The sequence below is a fragment of the Marinobacter sp. SS21 genome (assembly GCF_028369065.1).
GTDB lineage: Bacteria > Pseudomonadota > Gammaproteobacteria > Pseudomonadales > Oleiphilaceae > Marinobacter.
In genome coordinates this window covers 125,011-136,483 of sequence record NZ_JAQNDA010000004.1, presented here as the reverse complement: position 1 = coordinate 136,483, position 11,473 = coordinate 125,011, and the positions used below count along the sequence as shown (strand labels likewise).

Sequence of the window (11,473 nt, the reverse complement as noted above, 5' to 3'; positions counted from 1 at the left end):
GGGAATCAGCACGGCCGCCTACGCGCCCGCATGTCCTGGGTTGCTAGTACTGATCGCCGAATCGCCGACGTTCACGTTCGTCGAAGCCGTAGATGGCGTCGGAGATCCGGCTGGACGAACCGCTGCTGCCGCCCAGCCCTTTCAACTGAATCTGGAACAGTACCCGGTTTTCCAGCTGCTCGTCGTCGGTCAGATAGTTCTGATGCACCAGCTGCACGCTCCAGCAACAGCTGTTGTATTCCAGCCCGGCCAGCGACCCCACGGTCCGGTTCAACTGGCTGTCGTAGACCCAGCGGCCAATCAGGCTGACCTGATCTGTGACCGGAAAAACCGCGGCAATATCCGACTGTTCGAACGCGTCCCGGCTGTAGGTGTGGCCCAGGCTGGCCAGGTAGCGGTAATCCTCCGAATGGAACACCAGCTGGCTGCGGCTCTCCTCGGTGACGTTGTCACGCACCTCCCACAGCATTGAGTGACGCAGGTCCAGGGTATCCAGCGGCCGCAGCACCAGCTCTCCCGCCAGCGGCGAGTCGCTGCGGTCATCCGCCCCCAGGCCATCAAGCGTGACCGCCCGGTCATCGTAATAGTACACCTGCCCCAGGCTGAACCGGACCCGCTCGCTGCCAGTCTCCAGGTCATTGAAACGGCTGGTGAGCGCCAGGGTCAGCTGGTTGCTGTCACCGACCCGGTCGCCGCCGCTGAAGCGATTGCGGCGGAACAGCTCGTCGAAACTGAAGGAACGCAGCGCCGAATCGAAGTCGGGGATAGTGTCCTGATCGGCGTCGGCGTCGGCCCAGGCGTAGTACAGCCGGGGCTCCAGGGTCTGATTGTAGTCGGTGCCGAACAGCGCCAACCGACGATCGAAATACAGCCCCGAGTCCCACTCCAGCACCGGCACGGTGCGATCGAACTGACGCTCGCCCAGCTCGTAATCCTCCAGCTTGTAGTAGGTATGATCCAGCGTTAGCGAGGGCCGGGTGTAGCCCCACAAGGCCCGCAACGGCAACGCCAGCTCCGGCAGCAGGCGCAGGCGCTGGCCATTACTGCGGTCCAGCCCGGTCAGCTCGGCATTGTCGCGGTAGAAATAGCTGTACTGGCTCTCCAGACCGGCTTCCAGCGGCCCCAGGTTGACCCGGCCGCCATAGAGCAGCTCCGGCAACTGGGCGTAGGGTTTGTTGCTCTCCACAATGCGGTCGGCAATGGTCTGGTAACCGTTGAGGTACGCCTCGAAATACTGATGGTCATCGGCATAGCGGATGCCGCCGCGCCGCTGCAGGTGGGTCGCCTGGCTGATGTCGAGGGAACGGTTGAGGTCACTCAGGTAGTCGTTGTCGGACACCACCGAATAGTCACCGTAGCCACTCCAGCCGTCGGCGAAGCGGGCCCGGGTGGTGAAATCGAGGGCCCAGCGCTGGCCGTTCTCGGCCGGGTGCTCGTCCTTGAATTCGGAGTCGTTACCGATGTAGCCCAGCTGCAGCACCGACTCGCCAAAGCGGCTCAGGTAACGCCCCTCCGCTTCCGACAGCAGGCCCCGGCCGTGGATGTACTGGGGGGTCAGGGTGGCGTCGTAATGGGGCGCCAGATTGAGGTAATAGGGCACCGAGAGGAACAGACCGGAGCCGGTATTGGAGGTGCCAAACGCCGGGTACAGGAAACCGGTCTTGCGGCGATCATCAATGGGGAAACTGGCGTAGGGCCAGTAGAACACCGGCACATCCTTCACCTCCAGCCGCAGATGGCGAGCGGTCCCGAAGCCCTCGGCCTGGTCCAGCAGGATTTCGGCTGCCACAATGGACCAGTCATTACGATCAGGCGCGCAGGTGGTGAGGGAGCCGTCCCGGATCAGCACCTGCTGATCGGACAGCCGCGCCAGGGTTGCCGCGGAACCACGCATTTCGGCCTGATGAAACAGGAAGGTCGCGGTATTCAGCGCAAATTGGCCGGAGACGGTATCGTACTGGGCCTCATCGCCGGTCAGCAGGAAACCCTCGCCCCGACTCACCAGGGAACCGCCTAATTGTACCGTGCCGGTGCGCTGATCGTAGCGGGCCTCGTCCCCGCTGACGGAGAACGCCCCCTGCCGCAAACGGACATCGCCGGTCAGGTAGAGTTCCCGGTCGATCTCATAGCGGGCGGACAGCCCGCTGGCGTGAATCGGCAGATCTCCGGCCGCCACGCCCCCCAGGGCTGGCATCGGCGCCCCGCCGCCGGTGGACGGCAGATAACCGCCCTCGCAAAACACCGGCAGGCGATCCCGAACCTCGGCCGGCAGTTCGGCACGCGGGCGCCAATCCAGTTCCGCCGCGCTGGGCGATGGCTCGGCCAACAGTGGAGATGCCGCCAACAGTCCGGCCAGGGCAAAGGTCAGCCGCTGCGACTCGGCACGACAACAAGCACGTCTTGGCGTTCGCAACTGACTTGGCACGGTGACAACAATCCTGTCCTGGTAACTGGGGGGTTCCGGAGCCAACTGGCCCGGTCCTGCTCGGGTAGCCGCCTCTGAAAAGCGCCGAAGCGTCTCTGCGCACCAGAAATGGAACTGGAGCTATCCAGAGGCGCCCTAGTTTACACGGCACATTCCGCCTTGTTAACGGAAACCGTTTTACCCCTGCCACCGGCTTCTGCTAACTTTCGTGTTTTATCATCCCCAAATCACCAACAACAGAACTCCCGCGCATGGACACCCGCTTGCAACAGCTGACCGACTGGGTCAGACAGTTTCCGGGCCTGGAGCAGGCCCAACCGGTGCCGGTTTCCGGCGATGCCAGCTTCCGGCGCTACTTCCGGGTCACCAACGCCGGGCGCACCTACATTGTGATGGACGCCCCACCCAGCCACGAGGACTGCGTTCCCTTTGTCGCCCTGGCCCAGCACTGGCACCAACAGGGGGTGGCCGTGCCCGCCCTGGTCCAGCAGGACCTGGCGCTGGGATTTCTGCTGCTGGAGGATTTCGGCGATGAGCTGCTGCTGGGTGCGCTCACCGAACCCGATGCCGACAATCTGGACAGCGCCGACACGCTGTATCTGGGTGCGCTGACCGAACTGCTGCGTATCCAGCAACTGACCGAGGCGCCGGACTTCACCCTGCCGCCCTACGACGCCGCGCTGCTGGACCGCGAAATGCAGTTATTTCCCGACTGGCTGCTGAGCCAGCAGCTGGGGCTGGAACTGGGCAACAGCGAACGGGCCTTGCTGGACACCGCCTTCGCCTATTTGCGGGAAAGCGCCCTGGCGCAACCGGAAGTGGTGGTGCACCGGGACTACCACTCCCGCAACCTGCTGGTGCGGCCGGGCACCGAGCTGCCTGGAGTCATCGACTTTCAGGATGCCGTGCGCGGGCCGGTCACCTACGATCTGGTGTCGCTGCTCAAGGACTGCTACATCCGCTGGCCCGAGGACAAGCTGGATCAGTGGGTCGCGCACTATCACCGGCTCAGCCTGGACGCCGGCCTTCATCATGCCGACGCCGACACCTTCCGCCAGTGGTTCGAGTTGATGGGCATGCAGCGGCACCTGAAGGCCGCCGGCATCTTTGCCCGGCTGTCGATCCGCGACGGCAAGACCGGGTATCTGGGCGACATTCCCCGAACGGTTCAATACCTGGTGGATGCCAGTGCCCGCCAAGGCGCGTTGCGACATTTCCACAGCTGGCTGGCCGAGGTGGTGATGCCAGCCATCGAGCGTCGGCTGACCGCACCAGCGCTGGAGAGCCCGGCACCGTGAAAGCCATGATTCTCGCCGCCGGCAAGGGCGAGCGCATGCGGCCGCTGACCCTGACCACCCCCAAGCCGCTGCTGCAGGCGGGTGGCCAGCCACTGATCGGCTACCACCTGCAACGCCTGCAGGAAGCGGACTTTCGCGATGTGGTGATCAACCATGCCTGGCTCGGCCAGCAGATCGAGACCGTTCTGGGTGATGGCGCTGATTACGGCCTGCGGATCGAGTACTCGCGCGAAGCCGAACCGCTGGAAACCGCCGGCGGCATTCGCCAGGCACTGCCGCTGCTGGCCTCAGACGAACAGGACTGGTTCCTGGTGATCAATGGCGACATCTGGTGCGATTTCGACCTTCACCAGCTGACGATACCCCGTCGCCCCGGCCTGCAGGCTGTCCTGGTACTGGTTGACAACCCGGCCCACAATCCCGGTGGCGATTTCCACCTGAGCCCCGACCGCCTGGTGCGTGCCGAGGGCCCGCACAAGCTGACCTTTGCCGGCATCAGCCTGCTGCATCGCTCGCTGTTCGAGACTCTCCAGCCTGGCTGTCACCCGTTGGCGCCGCTGCTGCGACAGGCCATGACCCAGCAGCGGGTCACCGGCATGCACCACACGGGTCGCTGGTACGATATCGGCACCCCGGAACGACTGGCCGAGCTGGATTGCCGGCTGAAACAGGACATGGAGCACCAGCCATGAAAACGGCGGCCCGCGAGCCGGCGCTTGCCCCCCGCATCGAGGCGGCCCTCAGCCAGGTCCTGGATGAACTGGCGCAGCACCAACACCGCGCCAGCGCCCTGCTCGCGGCAACGGGCTTACCCCGCTGGTGTCAGCGCAGCCTGTTCTTTTTTCTCGGCTACATCGCCAAGTCCAACGGTCGGGTGACCGAGCAGGACATCGGTTTTGCCGAAGCACTGATCGAGGCCCTGGGTCTGCCACCCCGTCGGCGCCGACGCGCCATCGAACAGTTCCAGCTTGGCAAGCAGTGTCGCACCCTGCCCTCGCTGAAAGCCCTGGGACTCAGGGTGAGCCAGCGCTGGCGACCACTGCCTGCGGTGCGGGTAGCGCTCTATCTGTGTCATGCCGCCCAGCTGCACGGCCGACCCAACAAGGCCCGTCGCTATCGCTGCGAAGATGCGGTGGATTACATCGGGCTGGACATCAAGGTGGTGGAAGAGGTGCTGGAAAACTATGCCTGCAAGGTGTGGGTGAACCAGCCGGAGCACCAGGCGGTCCCCAAGTCCTATGAGGACGCCTGCAAAGTCCTGGGCATTACCCGCCGCGATTCGCTGAAAACCGTCAAACAGACCTACCGCAAACGGGTGTCCAGCTGCCACCCGGACAAACTGCCCAAGAACATCAGCCCCTCCGAACTGGCCCTGGCCAAGGAACGACTGTTGCGTTACCAGCAGTCCTGGGAAATCATCCGCAAGCACCACCAAAGCGTTTAAGCCTCTGCCCCCATCGCCGCAGGCCGAGCGTCAGTAAGACCCGGCTCGTCCCAGCCAGGCCACCACCCGATTCACCAGCCGCGGCGCATCCCGGGCTGTCAACGGCAAGGCCAGCACCGACACCTGCTGCTGGTAACCGACCAAGCCCTGCCGCCTGAAGGCCGCCGCTCGAGCACGGGCCGCGGCGAGATCGTTCAGGCTGCTGGTCAGATCCAGCACGGGCCAGCGCTCCAGGCCCGCCAACCGCCCCGGCCAGTCCGTCTCGGTCGCCACCGGGAATCGGGGCGCAATCCACACCAGTTCGCCAGGCTCCCCGCTGGCCAGCGCCGCCTGCATCACCGGCTCCGCCGCTTGACCTACGCCCATCAGCACCACTCGCTGGTGGCCCCGTGCGTGCAGCTCCGCCTGTGCGGCGGCCAGGGTCGAACGCACCCGCTCCCGGTAGTGCTCTAGCCGCTGCTCCGGCGCCGGCGCAGCCATCACATCAATCATCACCGACTGTTGCGGAACCGCCGGCACGTCGGCAGCCGCTGCGCCCTTTTCCGGCTCCTGCTCCGGCTCCGGCTCCGGCTCATGCTCCGGTTCCGGTTCCGGTTCCGGTTCCGATTCCGGGACCTCGCGGACCGGCCTGGCTAGGCGTTCGGTCAACGGCGCCAGCGGCAAGCCCAGCGTCATCGCCGCCCAGCCCCGCTCGGCCAGCAACTGACGGACCGCGCCTTCGAAACCGCCACCGCCGGACAGCCCCTCGCCCGCCAGCAGCAGCACCGCACCTTCGGCCTGTGGCTGGTGGGCCGGTTCCAGCAGCGCCAGTTCGGAGCCGCCGTCACTGTTCTCCAACCAGACCGCGGCTTGTGGATAGCGCTCTGCCAGGGCGCTCTGGCCCAGGCCGGTTGCCACCGTCAGCCGCTCACGGACGACTACCGGCGCCGTCGAAGACGCCGCCGGCTCTGCGCTGGCCTCCTCGGGCGCTTGCGCCGCCGCCCCCGCGCTCAGCAGCCAGTACGCCGGCGCCAGCAGCCAGCGCCAGCGCCTTGCCTGCGGATTCCTGGCAGCACGTCGATGCACCACGATTTCGGTCGCGGCCTTCATGGCTTCCGTCATGGCTTCCCTCACCGTTTCTCTCACCGCTCCGTTCACCGCTCCGTTCACCGCTTCGTTCACCGTTCCAGTTACCGCGTTCGGCAAGACTGAAAACACCGGCCACAAGCTGTTAGACTAGCAGCTTTGCGACGGGGCCCAGCCTGACCCCGCCACCGAACCCAACGCCGTCCGAGAGAGCCACCATGATGCCGTTTCAGATTGCCCCATCGATCCTGTCTGCCGATTTTGCCCGTCTCGGTGAAGAAGTCGACAATGTCCTCGCTGCGGGTGCGGACATCGTACACTTCGATGTGATGGACAATCACTATGTGCCGAACCTCACCATCGGCCCCATGGTGTGCGAGGCCCTGCGCAAGCATGGCGTAACGGCCCCCATCGACGTGCACCTGATGGTGTCGCCGGTGGACGACCTGATCCGCATGTTCATCGACGCCGGTGCCACCTACATCACCTTCCACCCGGAGGCCTCCCAACACATCGACCGCTCGTTGCAGCTGATCCGGGACGGCGGCTGCAAGGCCGGCCTGGTGTTCAACCCGGCCACGCCTTTGCATTACCTGGACCACGTCATGGACAAACTGGACATGATCCTGCTGATGTCGGTCAACCCCGGCTTTGGTGGCCAGAAATTCATCCCCGGCACCCTCGACAAACTGCGTGAGGCCCGCAAGCGCATCGACGCCAGCGGTTTCGACATTCGCCTGGAAATCGACGGCGGCGTCAAGGTGGACAACATCCGGGAAATCGCCGCAGCCGGCGCCGACACCTTCGTGGCCGGTTCCGCCATTTTCAACACCGACGACTACCAGGCCACCATCGAACGGATGCGGGCGGAACTGGCCCAGGTTCGCTAGGCATGAAGTTGACCAAGCTGTTCGACGGCCAGTGGCCGCAAACCATTCTGTTCGACCTGGACGGCACCCTGGTGGACAGCGCCGCCGACCTGGCGGCGGCCATTGATCAGATGCTGCTGGCGCTGGGCCGGGAACAGGCCGGTGAGGCGCGCGTTAGGCAGTGGGTGGGCAATGGCGCCGCGGTGCTGGTGCAGCGCGCGCTGGCCGGGTGCCACGACCACGACGCAGGCGCCCCCATGGATCAGGCCACCTACCATCAGGCGCTGACGCTTTTTTTCGACGCCTACCACGACCACAACGGCCTCCATGCCACGGTCTACGACGGCATTGAGGATTTTCTGGTGCGGGCCCAGCAACAGGGCTGCAAGCTCGGCGTGGTCACCAACAAGCCCGCCGCCTTTACCGACGCCCTGCTGGAGCAGATGGGGCTGTCGCACTGGTTTGGCGTGACCGTCAGCGGCGATACCCTGACGGTCAAAAAGCCCGATGCCGCGCCGCTCCACCACGCCCTCGCCGCCTTGGGCGGCGACGTCGGCAGCGCCCTGATGGTGGGGGATTCGGTGACCGATATCCGCGCCGCCCGCAATGCCGGCGTGCCGGTGGTGGCGGTGCGCTACGGCTATAATTACGGCGACCCCATCGACAGCCTGGGGGCGGAGATTGTGGTTGATTCACTGGCGGAGCTTTTGTAATCTCCTCAGCAACCTTTCGGTTCAACTCAGTTTTTGGGAGATTCCTGCCGTGCAGGGACTGAATTTGACGACCGCGCGCGGCGTGCTTACATCCCGCGCAACACGATGGTGGCGATGGCGTAACGGCTGAGCGTTCAGCCCGGTGGTGCCGGAGCAATAGCCAACCGCACTGCCCTGAGCGACGCCTCTCAACGGCTACTTGCAGGCCGAGTCTGATCAGACTTGCACAACCTGAGCCCGAGTATGCTGAGAATGTTGAGAGCGTCGATACCCGATTCCGTGTTTCGTCAAAGTGCAGGAAGATTCCATGACCCCCGAACAGTTCATCGAGCTGGCAGCCGCCGGCTACAACCGCATTCCCGTGTCCCGGGAAGTCCTGGCAGACATGGACACCCCGCTCAGCACCTATCTCAAGCTTGCCAGTGGGCCCTACTCCTATCTGTTCGAGTCGGTGCAGGGCGGTGAAAAGTGGGGCCGTTACTCCATCATCGGCCTGCCCAGCCGCGAAGTCCTCAAGGTCCACGACCACCGCATCACCATCACCCGGGACGGCCAGGTGGTCGAGAAGACCGACAGCGACGATCCGCTGGCCTTTGTCGAGGCCTACCAGCAACGCTTCCAGGCCCCGGACCTGGACGACCTGCCCCGCTTCAACGGTGGCCTGGTGGGGTATTTTGGCTACGACACCGTACGCTACATCGAAAAGCGGCTGCAGCCGTCCTGTCCGCCGGACCAGATTGGCACCCCGGATATCCTACTGATGGTGTCTGATGAGATCGTGGTCTTCGACAACCTGCGGGGCAAGCTGCACCTGATTGTGCATGTCGACCCCGACCTGGACGATGCCTTCGATCAAGCCCAGGCGCGGCTCGAGGAACTGGAACGCCGCCTCCACCGCCAGACCGCCGACGCCCCGCGCACCCCGGACCATCTCAGCGGCAAGACGGTGAATGAAGAGGACTTCATCTCCGGCTTCAGCAAGGAGAGGTTCGAGGCGGCGGTGGACAAGATCAAGGAATACGTGCTCGACGGCGATGTCATGCAGACGGTGATTTCCCAGCGCATGACCATTCCGTTCGAGGCGCCACCGCTGAACCTGTACCGTTCGCTGCGGGTGTTGAACCCGTCGCCGTATATGTACTTCCTCGACCTCGACGATTTCCAGATCGTCGGTTCGTCGCCGGAAATCCTGGCGCGGGTGGAGGAAGGCGAGGTCACCGTCCGCCCCATCGCCGGCACCCGCAAGCGTGGCGCCACCGACGCCGAAGACCGGGCGCTGGAGGCCGAACTGCTGGCCGACCCCAAGGAAATCGCCGAACACCTGATGCTGATCGACCTGGGCCGCAACGACGCCGGCCGGGTCTCCGAGACCGGCACCGTGCGGCTGACCGACAAGATGATCGTGGAACGCTACTCCCACGTCATGCACATCGTCTCCAACGTCACCGGCCGGCTGAAGGATGGCATGTCGTGCCTGGACGTGCTGCGGGCCACCCTGCCCGCCGGCACCCTCAGTGGCGCGCCCAAGATTCGCGCCATGGAGATCATCGATGAACTGGAGCCGGTCAAACGCGGCGTCTACGGCGGTGCCGTGGGCTACCTGTCGTGGAACGGCAACATGGACACCGCCATCGCCATCCGCACCGCGGTGATCCAGGGCAAGAAACTCCACATCCAGGCCGGCGCCGGCGTGGTGGCAGACTCCATTCCCCGGCTGGAGTGGAAAGAAACCATGAACAAGGGCCGTGCCATCTTCCGTGCCGTCGCCATGACCCTGAACGACTTTGACCACTGAGGAGCCGCCCCATGTTACTGATGATCGACAACTACGACTCCTTTACCTACAACGTGGTCCAGTACCTGGCGGAGCTGGGGGCGGACGTGCAGGTGCACCGCAACGACGAAATCACCATCGAGCAGATCGAGGCGCTGAAGCCGGAGCGGCTGGTGATCTCCCCAGGGCCCTGCACGCCCAACGAGGCCGGCATCTCCATGGCCGCCATCGAGCACTTTGCCGGCAAGCTGCCGATCCTCGGCATCTGCCTGGGCCACCAGTCCATCGGCCAGGTGTTCGGCGGTGACATCATTCGCGCCGGCCGGGTCATGCACGGCAAGGTGTCCCCGGTGTTCCACAACGACATCGGCGTGTTTCGCGGCCTCAACAACCCGCTGCAGGCGACCCGTTACCACAGCCTGGTGATCGATCAGGACACCCTGCCGGACTGCCTGGAAGTCACCGCCTGGACCCGCAACGAGGATGGCTCGGTGGAAGAGATCATGGGCGTCCGCCACAAGACCCTGCCGATCGAAGGGGTGCAGTTTCACCCGGAATCCATTATGACCGAGCAGGGTCATGAGCTGCTGCGGAACTTTTTGCGGAGTTGAAAGAAACTTCGGAGCGAAGGAGCAGGCAGGAGGGAACTTTCGGAGCAGCGGCAGGGAAGCCGCGGAACCCGAGCCGGCACAGGGACGTGCCGTCTCGGGTGGCGGAGAAAGTGCCCTCCTGCCGGCTGTGCTCAGTAGTGAAAATCAACTCACTCAGAAACATTAAGCGAGCCTGCTTGCTAAGCTCTCTAAAGGCAACGACAAGAACCGACCAGAAGAGACCACCGAATGGACATCAAAGAAGCGCTCAACCGAATTGCCGCCAACCTCGACCTGAGCCGTGAAGAAATGCGGGATGTCATGGGCATCGTGATGAAAGGCGAAGCCACCGATGCCCAGATTGGCGCCCTGCTGATGGGCCTGCGCATCAAGAGCGAAACCATTGAGGAAATCACCGGCGCCACCGAAGTCATGCGGGAGTTGGCCACCGGCGTCAACATCAACGCCCAGCCACTGGTGGACATCGTCGGCACCGGCGGTGACGGCGCCAACCTGTTCAACGTCTCCAGTGCCGCCACCTTCGTGGTCGCCGCCGCAGGCGGCTACGTTGCCAAACACGGAGGCCGGGCGGTCTCCTCCAAGAGCGGTAGCGCCGACCTGCTAGAAAAGGCGGGCATCAACATCAACATGAACCCGGAACAGGTGGCCCGCTGCGTCGAGCAGATCGGCGTCGGTTTCATGTTCGCCCCGGCTCACCACAGCGCCATGAAGCACGCCATCGGCCCACGCAAGGAACTGGGCATGCGCACCATTTTCAACATCCTCGGCCCGATGACCAACCCCGCCGGCGTCAAACGCCAGCTGATCGGCGTGTTCACCCGAGAGCTGTGCCGGCCGATGGCAGAGGTCCTGAAGACTCTGGGCAGCGAACACATCCTGGTAGTGCATTCCAAGGACGGCCTGGATGAAATCAGCCTGGCCAGCGAGACCTACGTCGCCGAGCTTAAAGACGGCGCCATCACCGAATACACCCTCAAGCCGGAAGATCTGGGCATCGCCAGCCAGACCCTGGTGGGCCTGGACGTGACCACCTCCGACGAATCGCTGAAACTGATCCACGCCGCGTTCGGCCGCGGCCACGACGACATGGCCGAGAAAGCCCGCGACATGATCGCCCTCAATGCCGGCGCCGCCATCTACGTGGCCGGCCTGGCCGACACCATCAAGCACGGTGTCGACATGGCCCTGGATGCCATCGGCAGTGGCCTGGCAGCGGGCAAACTGTCCGAGCTGTCCGATTTCTCTCACTGCTTTGACTAACGCTGAAACCATTC

At 64.3% G+C, this 11,473-nt stretch carries 10 protein-coding genes; 8 read left to right on the top strand and 2 right to left on the bottom strand.

All coding sequences use genetic code 11. From position 1 onward, the window contains the following. Nucleotides 1-43: 43 nt before the first annotated feature. Nucleotides 44-2,368, bottom strand: a complete 2,325-nt coding sequence (locus tag N6L25_RS07080; protein ID WP_442915222.1) for an LPS-assembly protein LptD — start codon at nucleotides 2,366-2,368, stop codon at nucleotides 44-46. A gap of 308 nt (nucleotides 2,369-2,676) precedes the next feature. Here N6L25_RS07080 and N6L25_RS07075 point away from each other — a divergent pair, with 308 nt between their 5' ends. Genes N6L25_RS07075 through N6L25_RS07065 form a run of 3 tightly spaced genes read left to right on the top strand, consistent with a single transcriptional unit; the run spans nucleotide 2,677 to nucleotide 5,167 of the window. Continuing rightward, nucleotides 2,677-3,723 carry an aminoglycoside phosphotransferase family protein gene (locus N6L25_RS07075; RefSeq protein ID WP_271979099.1) on the top strand — a complete coding sequence of 349 codons (1,047 nt, stop codon included), beginning with the start codon at nucleotides 2,677-2,679 and terminating at the stop codon, nucleotides 3,721-3,723. Then, entirely contained in the window at nucleotides 3,720-4,415 is a 696-nt protein-coding gene (murU, locus tag N6L25_RS07070) for an N-acetylmuramate alpha-1-phosphate uridylyltransferase MurU (protein ID WP_271979098.1), read from the top strand. The genes N6L25_RS07075 and murU overlap by 4 nt, the downstream gene beginning before the upstream one ends. Beyond that, nucleotides 4,412-5,167: a molecular chaperone DjlA gene (locus N6L25_RS07065; protein WP_271979097.1), complete on the top strand. Its 756-nt coding sequence runs from the start codon at nucleotides 4,412-4,414 to the stop codon at nucleotides 5,165-5,167. The genes murU and N6L25_RS07065 overlap by 4 nt, the downstream gene beginning before the upstream one ends. A gap of 30 nt (nucleotides 5,168-5,197) precedes the next feature. Here N6L25_RS07065 and N6L25_RS07060 read toward each other — a convergent pair whose 3' ends face one another. Further along, entirely contained in the window at nucleotides 5,198-6,352 is a 1,155-nt protein-coding gene (locus N6L25_RS07060; RefSeq protein WP_271979096.1) for a DUF3530 family protein, read from the bottom strand. A 98-nt stretch (nucleotides 6,353-6,450) separates the two neighbouring features. On the opposite strand from N6L25_RS07060, the gene rpe reads away from it, so the two are divergent. The 5 genes from rpe (at nucleotide 6,451) to trpD (ending at nucleotide 11,459) form a co-directional block, all read left to right on the top strand. Then, the gene (rpe, locus tag N6L25_RS07055) at nucleotides 6,451-7,122 is read left to right on the top strand and encodes a ribulose-phosphate 3-epimerase (RefSeq protein WP_271979095.1); all 672 of its coding nucleotides are present in this window, start codon (nucleotides 6,451-6,453) and stop codon (nucleotides 7,120-7,122) included. A 2-nt stretch (nucleotides 7,123-7,124) separates the two neighbouring features. Beyond that, nucleotides 7,125-7,814, top strand: coding sequence for a phosphoglycolate phosphatase (locus N6L25_RS07050; RefSeq protein ID WP_271979094.1), 690 nt, complete (start codon nucleotides 7,125-7,127; stop codon nucleotides 7,812-7,814). Between the two features lie 307 nt (nucleotides 7,815-8,121). Beyond that, nucleotides 8,122-9,609, top strand: a complete 1,488-nt coding sequence (gene trpE, locus N6L25_RS07045; RefSeq protein WP_271979093.1) for an anthranilate synthase component I — start codon at nucleotides 8,122-8,124, stop codon at nucleotides 9,607-9,609. 11 nt (nucleotides 9,610-9,620) lie between these two features. Next, nucleotides 9,621-10,199: an aminodeoxychorismate/anthranilate synthase component II gene (locus N6L25_RS07040; protein WP_271979092.1), complete on the top strand. Its 579-nt coding sequence runs from the start codon at nucleotides 9,621-9,623 to the stop codon at nucleotides 10,197-10,199. Nucleotides 10,200-10,427: 228 nt separating this feature from the next. After that, nucleotides 10,428-11,459: an anthranilate phosphoribosyltransferase gene (gene trpD / locus N6L25_RS07035; RefSeq protein ID WP_271979091.1), complete on the top strand. Its 1,032-nt coding sequence runs from the start codon at nucleotides 10,428-10,430 to the stop codon at nucleotides 11,457-11,459. Nucleotides 11,460-11,473 lie beyond the last annotated feature (14 nt).